The sequence below is a fragment of the Ruminococcus sp. Marseille-P328 genome (assembly GCF_964249465.1).
Taxonomy (GTDB): domain Bacteria; phylum Bacillota; class Clostridia; order Lachnospirales; family Lachnospiraceae; genus Blautia_A; species Blautia_A faecis.
In genome coordinates, this window is the sequence record NZ_CAXUBQ010000004.1 from 30,097 (window position 1) to 52,021 (window position 21,925).

Annotated in this window: 21 protein-coding genes and 2 tRNA genes; 8 read left to right on the top strand and 15 right to left on the bottom strand. The window is 43.4% G+C overall.

Annotated features, from left to right (window positions below):
• The first annotated feature begins 6 nt into the window (after positions 1 to 6).
• The 4 genes from ACESTK_RS03975 (at position 7) to ACESTK_RS03990 (ending at position 2,694) form a co-directional block, all read left to right on the top strand.
• Positions 7 to 80: transfer RNA gene (locus ACESTK_RS03975), tRNA-Met, on the top strand.
• Between the two features lie 60 nt (positions 81 to 140).
• Positions 141 to 214 (top strand) — tRNA-Met (locus ACESTK_RS03980).
• A gap of 187 nt (positions 215 to 401) precedes the next feature.
• Positions 402 to 1,094, top strand: coding sequence for a hypothetical protein (locus ACESTK_RS03985; protein WP_373118797.1), 693 nt, complete (start codon positions 402 to 404; stop codon positions 1,092 to 1,094).
• Positions 1,095 to 1,146: 52 nt separating this feature from the next.
• Positions 1,147 to 2,694: a hypothetical protein gene (locus ACESTK_RS03990; RefSeq protein ID WP_373118800.1), complete on the top strand. Its 1,548-nt coding sequence runs from the start codon at positions 1,147 to 1,149 to the stop codon at positions 2,692 to 2,694.
• Positions 2,695 to 2,776: 82 nt separating this feature from the next.
• Here the strand turns inward: ACESTK_RS03990 and ACESTK_RS03995 are convergent, their stop codons facing one another.
• From ACESTK_RS03995 to ACESTK_RS04005, 3 genes are all read right to left on the bottom strand, one after another.
• Entirely contained in the window at positions 2,777 to 3,925 is a 1,149-nt protein-coding gene (locus tag ACESTK_RS03995; RefSeq protein ID WP_373118803.1) for a hypothetical protein, read from the bottom strand.
• Positions 3,918 to 4,427, bottom strand: a complete 510-nt coding sequence (locus ACESTK_RS04000) for a sigma-70 family RNA polymerase sigma factor (protein ID WP_270413561.1) — start codon at positions 4,425 to 4,427, stop codon at positions 3,918 to 3,920. The genes ACESTK_RS03995 and ACESTK_RS04000 overlap by 8 nt, the downstream gene beginning before the upstream one ends.
• A gap of 263 nt (positions 4,428 to 4,690) precedes the next feature.
• A complete protein-coding gene (locus ACESTK_RS04005; protein ID WP_373118807.1) occupies positions 4,691 to 8,488 on the bottom strand; it encodes a phosphoribosylformylglycinamidine synthase in 3,798 nt (1,265 codons plus the stop codon).
• 411 nt (positions 8,489 to 8,899) lie between these two features.
• Here ACESTK_RS04005 and ACESTK_RS04010 point away from each other — a divergent pair, with 411 nt between their 5' ends.
• Both ACESTK_RS04010 and ACESTK_RS04015 read left to right on the top strand, forming a co-directional pair.
• Complete coding sequence (locus tag ACESTK_RS04010) at positions 8,900 to 9,811, top strand: LysR family transcriptional regulator (RefSeq protein ID WP_187565486.1); 912 nt, start codon at positions 8,900 to 8,902, stop codon at positions 9,809 to 9,811.
• Positions 9,812 to 9,889: 78 nt separating this feature from the next.
• A complete protein-coding gene (locus ACESTK_RS04015) occupies positions 9,890 to 10,978 on the top strand; it encodes a class II aldolase/adducin family protein (RefSeq protein WP_226854328.1) in 1,089 nt (362 codons plus the stop codon).
• Between the two features lie 116 nt (positions 10,979 to 11,094).
• Here the strand turns inward: ACESTK_RS04015 and ACESTK_RS04020 are convergent, their stop codons facing one another.
• The gene (locus ACESTK_RS04020; RefSeq protein ID WP_118581151.1) at positions 11,095 to 11,925 is read right to left on the bottom strand and encodes an Mrp/NBP35 family ATP-binding protein; all 831 of its coding nucleotides are present in this window, start codon (positions 11,923 to 11,925) and stop codon (positions 11,095 to 11,097) included.
• A 25-nt stretch (positions 11,926 to 11,950) separates the two neighbouring features.
• Positions 11,951 to 12,280 carry a metal-sensing transcriptional repressor gene (locus ACESTK_RS04025; protein WP_118581323.1) on the bottom strand — a complete coding sequence of 110 codons (330 nt, stop codon included), beginning with the start codon at positions 12,278 to 12,280 and terminating at the stop codon, positions 11,951 to 11,953.
• Positions 12,281 to 12,496: 216 nt separating this feature from the next.
• On the opposite strand from ACESTK_RS04025, the gene ACESTK_RS04030 reads away from it, so the two are divergent.
• Positions 12,497 to 12,691, top strand: coding sequence for a DUF6783 domain-containing protein (locus ACESTK_RS04030; protein ID WP_373118810.1), 195 nt, complete (start codon positions 12,497 to 12,499; stop codon positions 12,689 to 12,691).
• Between the two features lie 8 nt (positions 12,692 to 12,699).
• Here ACESTK_RS04030 and ACESTK_RS04035 read toward each other — a convergent pair whose 3' ends face one another.
• On the bottom strand, positions 12,700 to 12,927 hold the full coding sequence (locus tag ACESTK_RS04035) for a hypothetical protein (RefSeq protein WP_373118813.1): 228 nt from the start codon (positions 12,925 to 12,927) through the stop codon (positions 12,700 to 12,702).
• Between the two features lie 240 nt (positions 12,928 to 13,167).
• Between ACESTK_RS04035 and ACESTK_RS04040 the strand changes: the two genes are divergently transcribed.
• Positions 13,168 to 13,740 carry a xanthine phosphoribosyltransferase gene (locus ACESTK_RS04040; RefSeq protein WP_118581157.1) on the top strand — a complete coding sequence of 191 codons (573 nt, stop codon included), beginning with the start codon at positions 13,168 to 13,170 and terminating at the stop codon, positions 13,738 to 13,740.
• A gap of 83 nt (positions 13,741 to 13,823) precedes the next feature.
• On the opposite strand, the gene ACESTK_RS04045 is transcribed toward ACESTK_RS04040, so the two are convergent.
• From ACESTK_RS04045 to rpsK, 9 genes are all read right to left on the bottom strand, one after another.
• Positions 13,824 to 15,290 carry a substrate-binding domain-containing protein gene (locus ACESTK_RS04045; RefSeq protein WP_373118816.1) on the bottom strand — a complete coding sequence of 489 codons (1,467 nt, stop codon included), beginning with the start codon at positions 15,288 to 15,290 and terminating at the stop codon, positions 13,824 to 13,826.
• Positions 15,291 to 15,353: 63 nt separating this feature from the next.
• Positions 15,354 to 15,998, bottom strand: a complete 645-nt coding sequence (locus ACESTK_RS04050; RefSeq protein WP_373118818.1) for a WYL domain-containing protein — start codon at positions 15,996 to 15,998, stop codon at positions 15,354 to 15,356.
• Between the two features lie 101 nt (positions 15,999 to 16,099).
• Positions 16,100 to 16,825, bottom strand: a complete 726-nt coding sequence (locus ACESTK_RS04055) for a type 1 glutamine amidotransferase (RefSeq protein ID WP_118581166.1) — start codon at positions 16,823 to 16,825, stop codon at positions 16,100 to 16,102.
• Positions 16,822 to 18,159, bottom strand: coding sequence for a Mur ligase family protein (locus tag ACESTK_RS04060; RefSeq protein ID WP_118581169.1), 1,338 nt, complete (start codon positions 18,157 to 18,159; stop codon positions 16,822 to 16,824). The genes ACESTK_RS04055 and ACESTK_RS04060 overlap by 4 nt, the downstream gene beginning before the upstream one ends.
• 125 nt (positions 18,160 to 18,284) lie before the next feature.
• Positions 18,285 to 19,139 carry a phosphatidylinositol-specific phospholipase C/glycerophosphodiester phosphodiesterase family protein gene (locus ACESTK_RS04065; RefSeq protein WP_118581172.1) on the bottom strand — a complete coding sequence of 285 codons (855 nt, stop codon included), beginning with the start codon at positions 19,137 to 19,139 and terminating at the stop codon, positions 18,285 to 18,287.
• An 83-nt stretch (positions 19,140 to 19,222) separates the two neighbouring features.
• Positions 19,223 to 19,759, bottom strand: a complete 537-nt coding sequence (locus ACESTK_RS04070) for a bL17 family ribosomal protein (protein ID WP_118581175.1) — start codon at positions 19,757 to 19,759, stop codon at positions 19,223 to 19,225.
• Between the two features lie 110 nt (positions 19,760 to 19,869).
• Positions 19,870 to 20,829, bottom strand: a complete 960-nt coding sequence (locus ACESTK_RS04075) for a DNA-directed RNA polymerase subunit alpha (RefSeq protein WP_118581178.1) — start codon at positions 20,827 to 20,829, stop codon at positions 19,870 to 19,872.
• Between the two features lie 54 nt (positions 20,830 to 20,883).
• Positions 20,884 to 21,477, bottom strand: coding sequence for a 30S ribosomal protein S4 (rpsD, locus tag ACESTK_RS04080; protein WP_118581181.1), 594 nt, complete (start codon positions 21,475 to 21,477; stop codon positions 20,884 to 20,886).
• 22 nt (positions 21,478 to 21,499) lie between these two features.
• Positions 21,500 to 21,895: a 30S ribosomal protein S11 gene (gene rpsK / locus ACESTK_RS04085; RefSeq protein ID WP_148461639.1), complete on the bottom strand. Its 396-nt coding sequence runs from the start codon at positions 21,893 to 21,895 to the stop codon at positions 21,500 to 21,502.
• Positions 21,896 to 21,925: the final 30 nt, after the last annotated feature.

Genomic DNA, 21,925 nt, shown 5'->3' on the forward strand with positions numbered 1-21,925 from the left:
GAATATGGCGAGATAGCTCAGTTGGCTAGAGCACGCGGTTCATACCCGCGGTGTCGAGGGTTCGAATCCCCCTCTCGCTACTTTGCTGATAGTCTTTTATACGCACAGACTTTTCAGCAAAAGTTTTTTTAATTGAATATGGCGAGATAGCTCAGTTGGCTAGAGCACGCGGTTCATACCCGCGGTGTCGAGGGTTCGAATCCCCCTCTCGCTATTATAGATGTTGCAGATTGCAGCATCTATTTTTTTTATCTATCAGCGAAGCGGACCTGGAATGTCCGCTTCGCTACTTGCTCATGAACGCAGTCGCTCCGCGATCTGTCAGTGGGAGTTTTCAAGTCAAACGCCATAAAACTTGGCATGTATTTTTTCCAGTTAATAATTTTTAAAGGAGTAACTGCATGAATATTGACCCATCTATCCGTAAACTTCTTGATAATGAAGCTACCATCCACGAAGCTCAGATCCGCGCTTTGTTCCAGACTCTTGACCGCAGGTTTGGGCTTCGTGGAGCTTCTGTGCCTATCCGCTTTGGTTACGATGAGGCTGTACTTGGCTCTTATACACCTGCTTCTTCTCATGAAAAGGAAGGCTTCTATTTTTCCCTTCTGTTTATTGGTTATGCCGTAAAGAAGCCTCTTTCCAAAGAGGATCGCCTGGATCTTTATAAGCACGAATACGCCCATTATATGCAATACAATATGAAAATCCCGGCGCAGTATAACTGGCAGGCAGGAAAGCATGGGAGCGCCTGGAAATACTGCTGTTCTCTTGTGGGCGCCGCGCCTACTCCTTATTACAGAATCGGAGAAAGCCTTCTGAAGCACAATTATGACAAAGCTCTGAAAAACCCTATCCATGACAAGACAGTTCCCATCCGGGACACCTACCGCCGTGAACAGGCCTACAAAAGCGCCAAACATAGCGAAATAAAATTCCGGGTAAACGATGTGGTAACTCATCCCAAATTTGGGGAAGGTACTGTAGAGGAAATCGTACAGCTGTCCAATTCCGTCAGACTACATATCCGGTTTGCAGATGATGAGGTAAAAAAGATTGACCAGAAATGGCTGCTACGGTCTGGTCATAAATAGTTATATTTTTACAAAACCCAATAAACTTATCATATAAAAGGAGTAAAAAGCCATGAAAAAAAATCATCATCTACACCGGCAGATTCACCTCTGCCTCATCATTTTACTGCTTCTGTTTTGCAGTTCAAGCCAGGTATTTGCCGCAGCAAGGGTAAATGTGAAAAATACCAGGATTAAATTATCCGCCACAAAGCTTACCTATAATAAAAAGGTACAGCGTCCAAAAGTAAGAGTAACTTATAAAGGAAAAGTCTTGAAGGAAAAGAAAAACTATATTGTAAAGTACTCTAAAGGCTGCAAAAAAGTAGGAACTTACACGGTTCAGATTATTGGAAAAGGCACTTATACCGGTACTGTCAAAAAACAGTTTGTCATTTTACCGCCGAAAGCCCAGATAATGAATATCTATGCAAAAACAGCTGCTGCAACTGTAGTAGTAAAAAGACAAACCTCCCAGACCAATGGTTACCAGCTGCGCTATGCCACTAATTCAAAACTAAAAAATGCAAAAACTATAACAGTCAAAGGTAACAAAAACAACACAATTTTTCTCAATGGCCTCCGTGCCGGGACTACATATTATATGCAAACCCGCACTTACATGACCGTTAAAGGAAAAAAATACTATTCCAAATGGTCTTCTACAGGCCATTGCACAACAAACAGAGAGACAAACAGTACCCACCAAAGTGCAACCCCTACACCTACACCAACGCCTACATCCACACCGGTTCCTACACCCACACCGATTCCCAAAACTGATCTGCCTGCACACGATAAAGAAGGAACTGCACCAGCTAAATATACATATGAAATTTATGGTCTGGACAAACAGAAGGCAGATATTTACACCCGTTGTCCCAAACCTTTTTTTATAAAGACAGACAATCCGGATCCGAACTCTTTTTCCTTGATTTTTAATGGAAATGACTCGCGGACCAGCGCATACAGAAGTGGTTCATCTCGTTTCTTTGATGATATTCCTTTAGAAAACAATGACTCAGAAACTACTTCATTAGAGAAAGTAAAAGGCGGTTATATCAAATACGCGATATTTTGGGAAGCAGGAACCAACACTGTAGAATTCAGGGAATATTCATCATCAGGTTATACGGTTGCAAATACAGTGACATTAAATGTTCTGGATTATGATCAGGCAAAAAACGCATGGATGATTGACATTATTAACAAAACTACAACTGCTGATATGACTCCTTTTGAAAAGATGGACGCTATAAGTGCCTACCTCAGAGAACCAGGCCGCTTTAAATATTTAACACAATATAACGATGATACAGTCAATCTGGCAGCAGATCCCAATGTTCCATTTTTTGTAACTTACCGTTGGGACTCTAGCACATCACCGGCAATTCTCGGTAAGTTCGCTGAATTAGTCGGTGGATTTGATGATATTCATTATTGCTTTAATGATTATCCGGTTGGCTCTCCATCATGGTCCATATGGCATTATGTGGTAAAGCTTACTATAGGAAATGAGACGCGAAACTACGCCGTTTGCCCAATGGCTTCAACCGGCAACGTTGAAGAAATCAAAATGATTGATTTTTCCGATCTGAGTAATATGCGAAAGTTCGGATAATCTTAATTTAACAAATCAAATAAGTCCCCATCCCACTGTTTTAATTGCAAAAAACAGTGAATGGGGACTTTTTTCGATTATTCTATTTCTTAAGCTTCATTTTTACCGGCTCATACGTAGTATTCGTTTCATAGTCATATCCCCGTATTCCGATTTCATCTAGAAGGTCCGTTTTCTGATAGCTTCTCTGGAAGGTGGCTTCTTTTCCAACCTCTGCCACCTCTGAACCGCCGCCAAGGTCGGAGAGCTGCCACAGATTTCCATTCAGATCCGTTACGTCAAGGGAAATACTGTCGCACTCTTCTAAGAAGATACAATGGATTGTGACGTATTCTCCCACTTCTGTTTCTTCTATATCTGCGGACAGGATCTTTACTTTTCCATCGGCGGTTATCCCTTCACCATCCACAGGCACATAGGTCGCATTTTTCCCCTGGCTCTTATCTTCCAGCTGGAAAGTAATGTTTGTACGCATCACATCATCAACGCACTTAGCATCCGGAAGCGTGGCTGTTCCGATGCAGGAAACGGTAAGATTCTTACTCTCATTTGTCTTTACCGCGGAAGAATAGAAATCTACTACATCATCTTCCAGATTTCGGTAATTTCCCACTGCTGTTTCAATGCCAAGATCTGAATCAAAATCAAAGCTGGCTCCAACCTTTACGATGATCAGTCCTTTTTCTGCGGCATATTCTCCTATTGTCTTGTCACTTTCAATTCCAAGATTTCTTACAGGATCCTCATTCATGGTATCTTGTCCTGCCAGAAGATACTTGCCTCTTTCTTTCGCTGTAACTTCCACCACCACCTGAACACTGTTCTTATCACATAGGGCTTCCTTCACGGTGTAAGTGAGAATGGAATCGCCATCTTCCTGCTGCACCGGATTTTTTTCAATCAGCTCCTTGGCTTCTTCCGGCATCTTATTTCCAACTTCCTGGAAAAAACCGGAAATGCCTATATACTTCTCTGCTGCAAAAACAGTGGCACCAAATGCCATCACTGCCGCAAATGTCAAGATCAAACTGCGCTTCCAGTTTTTTCGTGTACCAATTTTTCCCATTCTGTCAGTGCCATTTATTACTTTTCCCGTTTTTTCTTCTTTCTGATACCCTCTATCGGACTTTGCCGAATTCTCTATCATTTCCAATGTCTCATCTACACGCCTGAGCACACATTCCGGCACTTCTGTTTCTTCTGAAAAAATATCAAATAATTTATCATCCATGAATATATCCTCCTTCATACTCTGCACGAAGCTGTTTTCTGGCTCTGGAGAGCCTTGTAAGCACTGTATTCTGGCTGATTTCCAGAAGAGCGGCAATTTCCTTTACACTAAGGGATTTGCTGTAATACAAAAGCATCACCACCTGGTACTTCTCTTCCAGGGATGCCAGGATTTCCTTCCACTCACAATCTACATAGCCTGATTCCTCGAAGATTCCCTCTTCCATTTCCATCGTAGGAAAAACACGGCCTTTATGCCGAAGCATTTCATTGCAGTTATTGATCAGAATCCGAATCATCCAGGTTTTGAAGTAAGAATCCTTTTTTAAAGTGGAAAGCTTCTCATAACACTTTAAAATCGTTTCCTGTATGGCATCTGCCACATCTTCGTCATTCTTCAGATAGGCCCAGGCTACTTTATACATGCTCTGAGTATTCATCCGGATGAGCTGTGCAAATGCACCGGGATCTCCGGATTTTGCCTTTTTCACCAAATTTTCCATAAGGTTTTTCGCTCCTTTTTGTGTTCTGCAGTACACGAAATTAATTGCTGTATTTCCTTTTACATACATTAGATGGAAATAGCCGGGAAAATATTTCATTAAAATTATTAAATATAGCGCAAGAACTATATTGATGGCAATGTATCTGCGGCGACGAAAATCAAAGTAATGAAGATACAAAAAATATCCTGGATAAGTTACAATGCGAAAAAAGCTTTGTACTTACCAGGATATTTCTTTTTTAACGTTTTATTTGCAACGTTTTATTTGAAGTACTCAACACCGGACTCAAAGATCTGAATATCCTGCTGTCCATAGATGTTGATTGCAACGCCATTGTCGCGGCGCTCGCTATGTGCCATCTTACCGAGAACACGTCCATCCGGGCTTGTGATACCCTCAATGTTATAGGTAGATCCGTTGATATTGGATTCTTCGGACTGATCCAGTTCTCCGTTTGGATTTACGTACTGGGTAGCCACCTGTCCGTTTGCAAGGAGCTTTGTAAGCCACTCATCGTTTGCTACAAAACGTCCTTCACCGTGGGAAGCCGGGTTGCAGTATACGCCGCCAAGAGCCGCTTTCTGCAGCCATGGAGACTTGTTACTCACTACCTTGGTGTAAACCATCTTGGAGATATGACGTCCGATGGTGTTATAGGTCAGTGTAGGAGAATCCTCTTTCTGTCCGCAGATCTCGCCGTATGGAACAAGTCCCAGCTTGATCAGCGCCTGGAATCCGTTACAGATACCAAGTGCAAGACCATCTCTCTCATTTAACAGCTTCATAACAGCTTCTTTGATCTTTGCATTCTGGAAGGCAGTTGCAAAAAATTTCGCAGAACCGTCTGGCTCATCACCAGCGGAGAAGCCGCCTGGGAACATGATCATCTGTGCCTGATCAATGGATTTCTCAAATATTTTCACAGAATCACGGATATCCTCTGCACTTAAGTTCTTAAATACCTTAACGTCTACCTCAGCTCCGGCTCTCTCGAATGCCTTTGTACTGTCGTACTCACAGTTTGTTCCTGGGAATACAGGAATGAATACGCGAGGTTTTGCTACTTTATGCTTGCAGACATAAATATTCTTTGTATTATAAATACCATTCTCATAGGTTGCTTCCGGATCTGCTGTCTTTACAGCCATGGCAACTGGTCCATCGTTTTCTTCACCAGAGGTTGTCTTAAAGACCTTCTCCAGAGTGCCTGTCCATGCCTTGTAAGCCTCATCTACTGTGAGCTCAGCATTTCCATATGAGAATTTACCATTATCTGTTACTTCACCGATCACGGTATATGTGATAGAAAGCTGACCAACCTTTTCAGCCGGAACTTCCAGAACCAGATCGCCGAAGCCTGGTGCAAAGAAGTCTCTTGGATCCAGATTATGCTCGATCTTCACGCCCATTGCATTTCCAAATGCCATCTTGCTGACTGCTGCCGCAATACCGTGACGGTCAAGTGCATAAGCGGAAACCACTTTTCCAGCCTGCATATCATTGTGAAGCTTCTCATACTGCTCCATAATGCCTGTATAGTCTGGTAAATCGTACTGATCCTTGGGTGCACGAAGCCATACCAGTTTATTTCCAGCCTTTTTCAGCTCTGGTGTAATCACATCCTGAAGCTTGGCAACATCCACTGCAAAGGAAACCAGTGTTGGCGGAACATCAATGTCATTGAAGGTTCCGGACATACTGTCCTTACCACCGATAGACGGAAGACCGAAGCCCATCTGTGCTGCATAAGCACCAAGAAGTGCTGCAAATGGCTGGCTCCATCTCTTTGGATCCTCTGTCATACGACGGAAGTATTCCTGGAAGGTGAAGCGGATCTTCTTATAATCACCACCTGCTGCCACGATTCTTGCAACAGATTCTGTCACTGCATAAGCAGCTCCGTGATATGGGCTCCAGGAGGATAAGTATGGATCAAAGCCATAGCTCATCATAGTTACAGTATTAGTTGTTCCATTCTGTACAGGTACCTTTGCAACCATTGCCTGAGTCTCTGTAAGCTGATTTTTACCGCCATAAGGCATAAGAACGCTTCCTGCACCAATGGAGCTGTCAAACATCTCTACAAGGCCCTTCTGGGAGCATACATTTAAGTCTGCCAGTGTGGAAAGCCATTTTTCTCTTACATCGGCTACGTCCGGACGCTCTTCAAAAAGGTTGCCCTCTTTATTCGGGATTTCAACTTCTACGGTTGTCTCCTGATGTGCACCGTTGGTATCAAGGAATGCACGGGAAATATTTACAACCTCTTTTCCTCTCCAGGAAAGCACCAGTCTTGGCTCTTTTGTTACAACTGCAACCGGAACTGCCTCCAGGTTCTCTTCGTTTGCAAAACCAAGGAATTTCTCTACGTCTTCCGGAGCAACAACAACTGCCATACGCTCCTGGGACTCGGAAATTGCGATCTCAGTACCGTCAAGACCTGCATATTTTTTCGGAACTTTGTCAAGGTCGATCTGAAGACCAGGTGCCAGCTCTCCGATTGCTACGGATACACCGCCTGCACCGAAGTCGTTACATTTCTTAATGATATAGCTGACTTCCTCACGACGGAACATACGCTGGATCTTACGCTCTGTAGGTGCATTTCCTTTCTGTACCTCAGCGCCGCAGACCTCGATAGAAGCCTCTGTATGTACCTTGGAGGAACCGGTAGCACCACCGATGCCGTCACGTCCGGTACGTCCGCCAAGAAGGATGATGATATCTCCCGGATCAGAGTTCTCACGGATAACTGCACGTCTTGGAGCAGCACCCATAACTGCACCGATCTCCATACGTTTTGCAACGTAATTCGGATGATAGATTTCTTTTACATAACCGGTAGCAAGACCGATCTGGTTGCCGTAGGAGCTGTAGCCGTGGGCTGCGCCACGAACCAATTTCTTCTGCGGAAGCTTGCCCTTCAGAGTCTCTTTTACAGAAACAGTAGGATCTGCTGCTCCTGTTACACGCATTGCCTGATATACATAAGTACGTCCGGAAAGTGGGTCACGGATTGCACCGCCAAGACAGGTAGCTGCGCCACCAAATGGCTCGATCTCTGTCGGATGGTTGTGTGTCTCATTCTTGAAGTTGATCAGCCATTCCTCTTCTTTTCCATTTACATCAACCGGCACTACAATACTGCAGGCATTGATCTCGTCGGACTCTTCCTGATCCTGAAGCTTGCCTTCGGATTTCAGTTTCTTCATAGCCATAAGGGCAAGATCCATCAGGCAGACGAATTTGTCGTCCCGTCCCTTATAAAGGACTTCTCTGTCGGAAAGATATCTGTTATAGGTATCAACGATAGGAGTTTTATAATCACCTTCGTCAAATTTCACCTGTGTAAGCTCAGTGGAGAATGTGGTATGACGGCAATGATCAGACCAGTATGTATCCAGAACACGGATCTCGGTCATGGATGGATCACGTTTCTCCTCGTTCTTAAAATAGTTCTGAATATGAAGGAAATCCTTAAATGTCATAGCAAGGTTCAGGGAGCTGTAAAGCTCTTTTAATGGTGCTTCCTCCATATCACGGAAGCCATCAAAGATCTTGACATCTTCCGGGTCTTTGAACTCTGTAACCAGTGTCTCCGGCTTCTGAAGGCCTGTCTCACGGGAATCTACAGGGTTAATGCAATGATTTTTGATTGCCTCGAATTCTTCCTCTGTAATATCACCCTCGATCACATAAGTAGTGGCAGAACGGATGATTGGCTGCGCGTTCTCATCAAGGAACTGTACGCACTGTACAGCGGAATCGGCTCTCTGGTCAAACTGGCCAGGAAGGAATTCTACAGAAAAAACATGTGCGCCATCTGCTGCCTCGAATTTCTCCAGGTAAAGGTCATCTACCGGAGGCTCGGCAAATACGGTATGGCATGCTTTCTCAAATACATCATCAGAAATATTCTCTACGTCATAGCGGATCAGTTCCCGCACGTTTGTTACAGTCTGAATACCCAGATAAGAGCTGATCTCATGCTTCAGTTCTTTGGCTTTTACGGCAAAGGATGGTTTCTTTTCTACGTATACTCGTCTTACGTTACTCATTGGAAAACTCCTTTCGTGAATGTGAAATCATAGTGTGGTGTGCTTTTTCATTTTGAAAAAATTGGATGACTGCGCAAAACTGCAGCCATTCTTGCACATTTTCGTTTATTATAGTATCATAGGTTTTGTCATAAGTAAAATTAATATATCTTATATTTTTTATTACTATTACTTCTATATGTAAATAAACATGGCTCATCAGTCATAGCAGAGTTTGAGTTACTGTTCACTGACAATATTCCGCGAGGTGTTTTTTGTGAACAAAGTTCACAGAAAACCCGAGAATTAAGTTTGCGCAGCAAACGCTACTTCTTGTGCTTGTCACAAGAAGGTTCGTCTTTCTGTGCATCGCGAAGCGTGTTACTGGTCACGGAGTGGACAGTAACGAGTTTGATTTTGGAGGATTTATATATGGATATCAATCTTGAATTATACAAATGCTTTTACTACGTTGCCACCACCTTAAGCTTCTCTGAAGCCTCCCGCCAGCTGTTCATTTCCCAGTCTGCAGTAAGCCAGGGAATCAAGACTCTGGAAAAAAAGCTGGGACGGGAACTGTTTTTCCGAAGCACCAAGAAGGTTTCCCTTACCCCTGAGGGAGAAATACTTTTCCAGCATGTCAAACCGGCCCTGGAAATGCTTTCCCAGGGGGAGGCACAGCTTCTTGAGGAAGACAGACTTCAGGGGCAGCTGCGGATCGGGGCAAGCGATACCATCTGCCGGTACTTTCTGATTGACTACCTGAAGCGATTTCATCAGGATTATCCGGGAGTGCGGATCAAGGTCACAAACAGCACCTCCATGGGCTGCGTGGAGCTTCTGGAAAACCGTCAGGTGGACCTGATCGTAAGCAATCTTCCCAATTCCCGGCTTACCGCACACACAAAAGTACAGGTGGTAAAAGAATTTCGGGATATTTTTGTTGCCAATCCGGACTTTTTTCCACTTGAAGGAAAAGCCCTGGAAATAAAGAAGCTGATGGAATATCCTCTTCTCACCCTTTCGTCCAAAAGCACAACAAGTGAATATCTTCATCAGTTTTTTGCATCCCACAGACAGAATCTGATTCCGGAGGTTGAGCTTAACAGCAATGATCTGCTTATTGATCTGGCACGCATTGGTCTTGGAATTGCCTGTGTTCCGGATTACATGCTGGCTTCTTTACGTGGACAGGAAACCGCTCTGATAGAGGTCAGCCTGAAGCAGCAGCTTCCACCCAGACAATTAGCCCTTGTATATCACGAAAGCCTTCCTTTATCCCAGGCTGCCCAGAAGTTTTTTGACTATTTTTCATCAAAAAGCACAAAAACTACTTCTTTTTAGCATATTTTGATAGCTAAATATTATCATATCATGTACAATGTAGATGTATGAAAAAAACAATGGGAGGTATTAAATTTTATGGATCTTTCAACTTTGGTAAAAATGTCAAACACTTACGGAAGCAATCCTGCTTACGTTCTTGCAGGCGGTGGAAATACTTCTGTCAAAGATGAAACCACACTGTATGTAAAGGGCTCCGGTACACAGCTTGCCACCATTAAGGCAGAGGAATTCGTTGAGATGAGCCGCACCCGTCTCAATGAGATCATGAAAACAGAATATCCGGGAAATGACACTGAGCGTGAAGCTGCCTATCTTGCAGATGTAATGGCTGCAGTGACCGATGCAGATAAGACCAAGCGTCCAAGCGTGGAAGCATTACTTCACAATTTATTTGCATATACCTATGTACTGCATGTTCATCCTACTCTTGTAAATGGTCTGACATGCGGCAATGGCGCAAAGGCACTTTCCGAGCAGCTCCTTGGTAAAGAGGTTCTCTGGATCGACATCTGTAAACCAGGATACACACTTGCACGTATCTGTTATGAGAAAATGAACGCTTATAAAGAAGAATTTGGAAAAGATGTTCAGGTTCTTCTGCTTCAGAATCACGGTATTTTCGTAGCTGCAAATACCGTAGAAGAGATTGGTGTTTTATTTGATGGCGTGATCTCCACCCTTGAAAAACAGGTAAAACGAACAGCTGACGTCAGTGATGCTGTTACCCCTAAAAAAGAGGCTGCTGCACAGAAGCTTTCCCAGCTGCTCGGACATGCTGTAGAGGTTGTACCGGCTGCTGAAGCAGATAATTTTGTAAAAAATATAGAAGCTGCCGCACCGCTTCTGAAACCATTCACCCCTGATCACATAGTATATTGCGGTCCATATCCTTTATTTGTTGAAAACATTGATCAGGCAAAAGAAGCACTGGATGCATTTATGGCTGAAAATGATAAAGAACCAAGACTGATCCTGGTTCAGGGCGTTGGTGCATTTATTATGGAAGATGACAAGGGGAAAGCTGCCAAGGCTCAGCTTCTTGCTAAGGATGCCATCAAGCTTGCTGTCTATGCAGAAAGCTTCGGCGGTCCGCTTCAGATGACAGATGAGATCACTTATTTCATTACCCATTGGGAAGCAGAGGCTTACCGCAGTAAGAAATAAAGAAAAGAAAAAGATTCTGGTAAAAACAGGATGTTACAATCTTGTTTTTACACAGAATCTTTTTTTGCAAAATGTTCGCCACAATTTGTGTGTTTTTCTATAGTGCTCCCAGCCTCTTACTGTGGCAGAACTCCATCTGCTGCTTCAATATACGGATTATCGATCTCATCAAAGGCGCCCTCGTCAACCTTGGCTGCATAGGCCGGGTCGATTGGCATTTTGCCAAGAACCGGAACATTCAGGGATGCGGCAATCTCGTCAATGTGGCTTTCGCCAAATACTTTCAGTTCTTTGCCGCAGTCTGGACATTTCACATAGCTGTAGTTCTCTACAAGGCCCAGAACCGGCACCTTCATCATTCCAGCCATATTGTATGCCTTCTTCACGATCATGCTTACAAGATCCTGTGGAGAGGTTACGATCACGATTCCCTGAATCGGAAGGGACTGGAATACAGTCAGCGGAACGTCTCCTGTACCTGGTGGCATATCTACGAACAGGTAATCTACATCACCCCAGATAACATCTGTCCAGAACTGTTTTACCATGTTGCCAAGGATCGGTCCCCGCCAGATTACCGGAGTGTCCTCAGTTGGAAGAAGCAGGTTAATGGACATAACCTTGATTCCGTTTTTGGTCTCCATAGGGAAAATACCGCTGTCGTTTGCCTGGGCAGCACCTTTCAGGCCGTACATTTTCGGAATGGATGGTCCGGTAATGTCTGCGTCAAGGATTCCTACTTTATAGCCTTTCTTTGCCATTCTGTTTGCAAGAGATGCTGTCACGAAGGATTTTCCAACGCCGCCTTTACCACTTACAATACCGATCACATGCTTTACATTGGACATTGCATTCATTGCAGCCTGCATGCTCTGCGGATTTTTCTTGCTGGCACAGCCTTCACAGCTTGATTTGTCGCAAGTCTTGCTGTCACATTCTTTTGCCATTTTTATCTATCTCCTTTTTCCTTATTTATTTCATAAACCTGTCAATTGCACGTTCCAGTTCCTTGATGGCGTCCTTGTCTCCATGCTCTACCGCATCCACAATACAGTGTTCAATGTGATCCTGTAAAATAATCTTGCCTGTATTATTAATAGCAGATTTCACTGCGGAAAGCTGGATCAGCACTTCGCTGCAGTCCCGGCCGTCTTCCACCATACGTTTGATGGATTCCAGGTGCCCGATTGCACGGGAAAGCCGGTTCAGTACAGCCTTGGTCTGTGCATGACTGTGGTGATGTCCGTGTTCTCCATGGGAATGCATGACAGTGGTGCCATCTTCCAGAACATGGGTATGCATATGCTCTTCCTCGCCTTCATGCAGGTGGTTCTCTAAATGTTCTTCTATCATGTCATCCTCCTGTATTTGCCAACCATTTCGCATATCCAACAGTGTTCTGTGGATGGTTTCTGACTGGTGTAATTCTTTTGAAGCACGTCCGTTTATTATAACATACTTCCCTTAAATATGCACTATTTCTGATGATTGTATTAAAAAATATGCCTTAGAGCATGTTTGAAAAATCATTCCCGCAATCTGCACGCCCCACTTTGCGGGAGATTTTGTCTGAATTCGGTTGCCGTAGCCCGCTACGGCGCCCTCATCCGGACAAAATCTCCCACAAATTGTGACGCACATCTTGCGGAAAGCCTTTTTCAAACATGCTCTAAGGTCGTTGTTGTAAGCAGTAGCTTAAAATCCGCTTCGTGACCTGCAGCTTATATTTCCGTAAAGGAACATCTCTGTTTGATCTGGGAGGTCTGGATGTCAAATATGATGGTGCCATCTTCCAGAACCGTCTTCTCATAGGTTACGTCTTTTCCCTTAAATTTATTCTTCACATATTCCTCAGGATCTTCAATTTCCACCTCGTCCACAAATACATCCCTCATCTGATTCCTTGGACATTTATTGAAAATTTCCCAGATTACTTCATACTCTTTCATATTCTCACCTGCTCTTTTTTGTAAAACTATCTGCTCCTTTGTCATCTCCCGCATTTGCGTTACTGTTTATCCGGCTGACTGCAGATGTTTTTCACAATAAAGCTAATCCTTTTTCCATAAATTAATTTCATTATAGATATTTTGTACTTTTTTGTCAAAAATAATTGAACTTCTTCAAAGAATGTCGTATCATAGAAATACTAAAATCGAAACGACATGAAGCGAAAAGGAGATATAGCCATGCAGCTTTTAAAAGAACGTATTCTGAAAGATGGCGTTGTGAAACCAGGCAATATATTAAAGGTAGACAGTTTCCTGAACCACCAGATGGACATTGACCTGATCAATGAGATTGGTAAGGAGTTTAAGGCGCGTTTCTCAGACTGCCCCATCACCAAGATCCTCACTATTGAAGCTTCCGGTATTGGCATTGCCTGTATTGCAGCACAGTATTTTCATGTTCCTGTAGTATTTGCCAAGAAATCCCAGAGTGTAAACCTGGACGGCGAGATGTACTGCACCAAGATTGAATCCTTTACCCATAAGAAAGTTTATGATGTTATTATTTCCAAGAAGTTCCTTAGTCCAGAGGATCACGTACTTCTTATTGATGATTTCCTTGCAAATGGCTGTGCTCTTCTCGGACTGATCGATATTGTAAAGAAATCCGGAGCTACTCTTGAAGGTGCCGGAATCGTAATTGAGAAGGGCTTCCAGCACGGCGGACAGCAGATCCGCGATATGGGTGTCCGTCTGGAATCTCTGGCTATCATTGATTCCATGACAGATGATTCCCTGACCTTCCGCGATTAATTTTTAAGAGCAAAAATACCAGTAATCACCAAACGATTACTGGTATTTTCATTTTACTTACGTATTTTCATTTTACTTCCGTTTTATGCTTTTCCACTACTCTGCAGCTTGCTATTGCTCTCCTGGTTTTCTCCATCCTTTACAGCCGGAACTTCTTCTGTGCTCACTTCAGGCTCATCCTTTGGAATTACCTGGCTCTTTTTCTCAGGCTCACCACCTTCCGGTGTAAGACTCGCCTCCGGCGTCACTGTCACTTCCGGTGTCGGACTTACTTCCTCGGGAACAGGCATAGGAGAGGCTTCCGGCGCGATCATTTCTGCCAGATAGAATCCATTATCCACAAGAATCTGATAATTATCCTTATCGATCAGCTTTCCATCACAGGTAACCGTTCCAATGATCTTCACACCATTATCATACTGGGAATAATTATTGATATCAACGTCATCCCCATTCAGGTAGGTTTCCACCAGCTTCGTCAGTGCTTCTGCCAGATCCCGGCGATCCAGCATGACTGTAAAACCGATTTTTTCTTCTGCCACACTTTTAACAGCATCTGCATCTGCATTTACACCTGTGATCAGAGGCCAGTTCTCATCACCAGGCTGGAGCTGCTCTTTTTCCAGAAGCTCCAGAGCTGCCAGAGCAAAATCATCAGAAGCAGTGCAGATAATATCCGGAGTTTTCTCCAGAGAATAAAATTCGTCTATCTCAGATTTCAGCTGCTTCTTCGCAGTATCTGTATTCTGATCCATAATGCTGGTTTCATCAAAAGTCACACGGCCGGAACGGCAGATCAGGGTACCATCGTCAATATACTCCTGCAGAACCTCCATTATTCCGTTAAACAGGAATAACGAGGCGTCATCATCCGGAGAGCCCATAAGAAACTCTATGGTACGGGCACCTCTGTCTTCCCGGACTTTATCCAGTTCTTCTTTCTCTACAATATTTTTGGCAATCTCTTTTCCAATTGCACGCATATTAAAAGTGACAAAATATTTCACGTTGGGCGTATCCATGATCAGATTGTCATAGTCAATCACCGGAATTGAGAGCTCAGAAGCCTCTTCCAGTACATCTGTAAGACCATATGGATCAACAGGTGAAATTACCAGTGCTTTCAGTTTCTCATCCTGAAGAAGCTCCCTGATCTGTTCTGCCTGGGTGTCAGAATCGTCCCCGGCAAAATACATAGCAGCTTCATAACCTGCCTCTTCCAGACGTGATTTCAGTTCTGTACGCTCCAGACTGCTGTTGATATCCTCTCCCTCTTCCGGAAGCAGAACCCCCACCTTATCAAGATTTTCCTCCGGGGCTTCAGTTGTCTCACTTTCTTCTGAATTTTCATCACTTTTATCACTGTCCTGTTTATCGGACTTTTTATTCGTATCCTTTTTGCTGTCAGCGTCCTTCGTGTCTCCAGTGCCCTCATTTTCGTCCTCAACGCTCTCTTTTACAGCCTCGGTGGCTTCATTTTTACCACAGCCTGTGAGAAAAGCACTGCACACCAGAAGTCCGGTAAGAAGTCCTGCAATTTGCTTTTTCATAAAAATTCCTTTCTATGTAACTTCATATCATTCTCTATTTTCAAGCTTTTTCAAATAGTATTCTTACTTATATTCTTTCAGGATTCCCTTCAGATAATCACGGTAAGCCTGAACTGACTTCTTAGGCTTCATAAGGATTACATCTTTCCCCATGCCTGTAAGCCATCCGTAAAACTCAAAGGTCTCATCCACCTGCACTGCAGCAACGAAAGTATCCTCTTCTTTCTCCTTGTACTGGGCATAATTTCCAAGTGCTGCCATGACTTCTTTCTTTTTCTTATTTCTGCAAAGAAGCTTCACCGGTTTATCCTCCTCAGAATCTGACGGTGGAAGCAGCCAGGAATTTTTCGCTTTTTTGTGAGCCTCATTGGAAAATGCATTGCCTTCATTCTCTGCTCCAGCCCTGTTTTTTGCAGAGTCTTCCGGATTTGCACCATTCATTTCTGTAGTGGATGTATTTACGCTCTCTGCGGCAGCTTCTCCGGCAACATAATATCCGGTATACTTTCCTCTTTTAAACTTAATGTCCATGCCAAAGCTTCTCAGCACTTCCATATCGTCATAAATACTTTTTCGCTCAGCACTGACTCCGTTTTCCTGAAGTCTTCCGATAATTTCCTGCATAGTGCACGGATGTGTTTCACTGGTCTCTCTCAATATTTTTTCAAGATAAAGGATTTTCCCTTTTTGATTGATTCCTTTTGCCATATCGTTCCCCTTATTTTTATCTGTACATATCAGAGCATGTTTGAAAAAGGCTCTCTGCAAGGCAGGAATGATTTTCAAACAGGCTTTGGAGCTTGTTTGTATCAGTTCTCTTTTACAAAGCGATGATATACGTAATCATTTGCTGCCTTCTCTTCTGTATCATCCAGCGGCGCAAGCTGGACTTCCTTTCCATATTTCTGCTCAAGAGCATGTGCGATCAGCCAGTCTGCCAGCTGCGGGTTCTTGGGAAGAAGCGGACCGTGAAGGTACGTTCCGATCACATTCTTGTAAACCACACCCTCATAGCCTGTTTTTCCATCATTTCCAGATCCATAGAGTACTTTTCCCAGAGGCTTGCAGTTATTAATACAGGTTCTTCCTCCATGGTTCTCAAATCCAACCACAGGCATATCAAAAAGGTCGCTTTTCAGCACAATATTGCTGATCAGACGTCCCTCTCCCTGTTCGGTGTAAAGATCTACCAGGTCAAGCCCTGTAATGGTTCCCTGATCTGTCTTATAATATTTTCCAAGAAGCTGGTAACCACCGCAGATAGCGATAACTACGCCTCCATCTTCCACATATTTCTTAAAATCCGGCTGAATTTCCTTCAGTTTCTCACAAACCAGCATCTGCTCCCTGTCGGAACCACCGCCCAGTAGCACAATATCCAGTCTGGAAAAATCAATCTTGTCACCCAGTTCAAAAGCAATGGTCTCTGCCTCAATTCCACGCCACTGGCAGCGTCTCATAAGGCACTGGATATTTCCTCTGTCTCCATACAGGTTCAGGAGATCAGGATATAAATGTCCGATTGTCAGTTTCATTCCTTTTCTCCCTCCATTTTCTTAAGAATATTATGAGTGCTGAATAATGCAGTGTAGTTTACCAGAACGTAGAGATTGCCTACGCCGTCTTCAATTCTTTTTCGGATCGCTGTTTCCACATTTTCCTCAAGCATAACCGGAATGTCCACATATTTCATCCGGAGGCGCATATCCTGGCAGCGGATACCGCTGACTGTAATGGAATGAATGCTTGCATCGCCCAGAAGGTCAAAATCCACATCCCAGAGCCAGGAAATATCTGTTCCATCCTGTGCATTGTCGTTGATGGTGATAATAATATCTTTCTGTGTTTTATCCTGCATAACTGCGGAAATATTCTGGTTAAAACCGGCAGGATTCTTTGCAAGGTTCAGCATAACACCAGTGCCTTTAATACGGAACTGTTCCATACGACCATTTTCCGGATTAAATTTCTGAAGCATATTCTGGAAATGCTCTCCGGAAAATCCAGCTGTACGCAGCCCGGCATAAGCAGCCAGAATATTATATACATTATAAAAGCCTTTGTAATTGGCTGTAAGGTGCTTATCCTCCACCTGAAAGGACAGTTGATCACCAACCTTTACATCATGGGCATCATATTTGATTTCCGGTCTTGCAAAGCCACAGGATGGGCACTTGTAATCCCCCAGCTGACTATAGTGGTAAAAACTGTATTCCAGCCTGGCACCACACTTTTTACAAAAACGTCCTTCCCGTATCTCGTTTGCCGCACTCTTCTGGACAGGCTTACTGATTCCGTATGTGATATACGGATTGCCGCTGTCCATAGCAAGATACGCCGAAAGCGCATCATCCGCATTTACGATTACCTGCATTTTCGGTACTGTGCGGATCATCTCTTCCAGAATGTTCATGGTAATATCAATTTCACCGTAGCGGTCCAGCTGGTCGCGGAACAAATTAGTCAGAAGCATGTAGTCCGGCTTCAGGCCTGGAAATACATGGCGGGTAGAAGCCTCGTCTACCTCAATGCAGGCGTAATCTGCATCCAGCCTGCCTGTAGGTCCGGCAGCCAGCACAAAAGCTGCTACAACGCCGTTTAACATGTTAGAACCGGTGTGATTGCAGACTACTTTCTGCCCTTCATTTTCAAGGGCTGCGCAGAGCATGTTGTTGGTGGTTGTCTTACCGTTGGTTCCACAGGTTACAAATATTTTCTTCCGCACCTGAGAAGAAAGATCTTCCAGGATATCAGGATTGATCTTTAATGCGATCTTGCCCGCCCAGGTCACTCCCTGGCGTCCCATTTTCCTGCAGATAAAGCCTGCAGATTTCGCTGCAAAAACAGCAGCCATTGTTCTGATTTTCATGTGTATTTAATCCTTTTTCACTACTATTCACAGGGTAAAGCTTAAAAAGCAATTATGAATGAGCCAATGAATGGCAGTCCTTTTCAAGTATTATTTTCGTATGTTATATAATTAGACAGTGCAGCTTAATTCAGGTTATCTGTGATCAGTACATCTGTACAGACACCTTGCGCCCCATTCGCCAGATATCTTCTGGCTTCCTCTTTGTCATTTATGGTATAAATATATACCAAAATGTCCCGTTCGTCAAAAATTTTCTGCACTTCTTCGGACCAGTAGTCACGATAAATGGTTACAGCCATGATTTTATTGGTTTGACAGAATTCTGCAATATCGTTCAATTCTTCTGTGGTATATTCCTGCCACAGAGAATAGATATATGCAGGAAATTTATACAAAAGTGCTGTTCCAGGATACATGGCTGAATTGTATATTTCCGGGATGATCTGTTTAAGCGTATGCTCGATGCCAGCTTTTATAGAGATTTCCCTGTACTGTGCATAATCCTCAAGAGTACGCTGGTAATTGCGGACAGAATATTGTTTGGAATCTATCATTACAAATGCATCCGGATATTCGTCCAGCAGTTTCAGAAGGTCTTCAAAGGTCATAGGGGTGTATTTCCCATATATAGGCGTATTTAAAAATTCTTCTGAGGATAGAACTTTTCGTTCTTCTCCTTCCCATTGTCCAAGAGACTCTTTCCAGTTATGGCGGCACACCCATACTCCATCACTGGTCTGCGTCAGATCCACCTCAAACAGGCGGCAGCCTTTATCATAATAATTGATAAAGCTTTCTCTGGAATTTAAGTATGTGAGACCGTCAATCCCACCCAGAGCATGCGTTATAATATTGTAATTTTCCCAGTCAAATTCCGGTGTATTCACTGGAATTTCTTTTTTCGCTTCGTACCGGGCGGAGCCTGTCAAAAGCCAGGCTAACAAACAAATTTCTATTAATAAAAGTAACTTTCTCACATTGGTATCCCTAAATTAAGAAAAAAGAGATATCTACGAAACGTAAATATCTCTTTTCTTATGATCAGTAATTCTGTTTCGGATTAAACCAGCTCGATGAGCACTTCCATAGCGCCATCACCTTTACGCTGTCCAATCTTAACGATTCTGGTGTATCCACCGTTACGGTTAGCGTATTTTGGTGCGATTTCCTCGAACATCTTCTTAACCATATCTACATCTTTGGTGTTTTTCTTCTTGCCAGCGCCCTTAGCCGGAACTTCTTTAACCGGGTAGAACACTTTCATCATCTGACGACGAGCGTGAAGTCTGGATGGAGCATCTTTTGTGATCTGCTTCTCAACTTCATCGTAAACAGTTTTCTTCTTACCGTCTACAACTTCTTTCACTCTCTTGCCTTCAGCGTCTTTTCTTGCAACTTTAGCTGTTACAGTAACAGTCTCAAAGTTGTCTTTCTCGCGAACAGCCATAGCTACAAGGCCTTCAGCGATCTTACGGATCTCTTTAGCTTTAGCTTCTGTTGTAACAATTTTTCCATTGTATAACAGATTTGTAACCTGGTTTCTTAACAGAGCTTTTCTCTGGTCAGCTGTTCTGCTTAATTTTCTATATTTTGCCATTTAATTTTCCTCCATCTGTGGGACAGCAGTCCACGCTTGTTCGGTCTTACTGGGCTGCTGCTTAGCAAATCCCCACTGTAATAATCTTACGCGATACCTTTATGGTTATCTTACTCTTCTGTTGGCTGAAGCTGTAAGCCCAGCTCTTTCAACTTGGCAAGTACTTCCTCTAAAGACTTACGTCCAAGGTTACGTACTTTCATCATGTCGTCAGAAGTCTTATTGCAAAGCTCCTCAACAGTATTGATGCCTGCTCTCTTCAGACAGTTGTAAGAACGAACTGAAAGCTCAAGCTCATCAATGCTCATTTCAAGAACTTTCTCTTTCTCATTGTCTTCTTTCTCGATCATAACCTCAGCGGTCTTTGCATTCTCGGAAAGGTCAATGAAAAGGCTTAAATGCTCGCTTAATACCTTTGCTGCAAGGCTTACTGCCTCATCAGGATCCAGCGTGCCATTTGTGTATACATCAAGTGTCAGTTTATCAAAGTCTGTAACCTGACCCACACGTGTATTCTGCACAACCATATTGACTCTCTCAACCGGGCTGTAGATTGCATCAACTGCAATTACACCGATTGGCATGTCATCTGATTTGCCCTTATCCGCACTCACATATCCGCGGCCTTTTGTAATGGTAAGTTCCATTGCAAGTCTGCAATCCTTACCACCGTTTAAGGTAGCGATTACCTGATCCGGATTCATGATCTCGATATCCTGATCTGCCTGAATATCAGCAGCTGTCACAACACCTTTGCCCTCACACTCAATGTATGCGGTCTTCGGCTCATTGTCAGCACTGTTATTCTTAATTGCAAGACTCTTAAGATTCATGATGATCTCTGTCACGTCTTCTTTTACTCCAGGGATGGAGCTGAATTCATGAAGAACACCATCGATCTTAACCTGACTTACTGCAGCTCCCGGCAGGGAGGACAGCATAATTCTTCTAAGAGAATTGCCAAGTGTAGTACCGTAACCTCTTTCAAGAGGTTCTACAACGAATCTTCCAAATTTTTTATCTTCAGATATCTCGGTAATTTCGATTTTTGGTTTATTAAAATCAAACACTATAAATTTCCCTCCTTCTGGGTTGTATGCAATTGAGGGTATTATCAGGGCTCATTATTTGGAGTACAACTCGACGATAAGCATCTCGTTTACAGGAACGTCAATTTCTTCTCTTGTAGGAAGCTCTTTTACAACGCCCTTAAGATTCTCCTGGTCAGCCTCAAGCCAGTTCGGAACAAGTCTTCCGCCTGTTACCTCAAGGATTCCTTTGTATCTCTCAGAACCTTTGCATTTCTCTTTGATCTCGATGCTGTCGCCAGCTTTTACGAGATAAGAAGGAATGTTAACGCATTTTCCGTTTACAAGAACGTGCTTGTGGTCAACGATCTGACGAGCTTCTTTTCTTGTTCTTGCAAATCCCATACGGAAAAGAACATTGTCAAGTCTTGTCTCAAGCATGATCATCAGGTTCTCACCAGTCTGACCTTTCATTCTGTCGGCTTTCTTGTAGTAGTTACGGAAAGGTTTCTCCAGAACGCCATAAATGAATTTTGCTTTCTGTTTTTCTTTTAACTGAAGACCGTACTCAGATACTTTACGGTTTGCACGTTTTAACTGTCTTGTGGATTTTTTATCAATTCCTAAATAAATTGGATCCATTCCAAGGGATCTACATCTTTTCAGGACCGGTGTTCTATCTACTGCCATCTTGGCTTACCTCCTAATTCAATTAGACTCTTCTACGTTTTGGTGGACGGCATCCGTTGTGCGGAACCGGAGTTACGTCACGGATACTTGTTACTTCAAGACCGCATGCCTGAAGGGCACGGATAGCAGCCTCACGACCTGATCCTGGTCCTTTAACCATTACGTCTACTGTTTTTAATCCATGAATTAAAGCAGCCTTTGTTGCAGTCTCAGCTGCCATCTGTGCTGCATAAGGAGTAGATTTCCTTGAACCTCTAAATCCCAGACCGCCGGCACTTGCCCATGAAAGAGCGTTTCCTTCGTTGTCAGTCAGAGTAACAATTGTGTTGTTAAAAGAAGACTGGATATGTGCCTGTCCGTGTTCAACGTTTTTCTTGACACGACGTTTTGTTGTCGTTTTTTTAGTTGTTTTTGCCATTTTAAAACTAACCTACGCTTTCCTTAATCA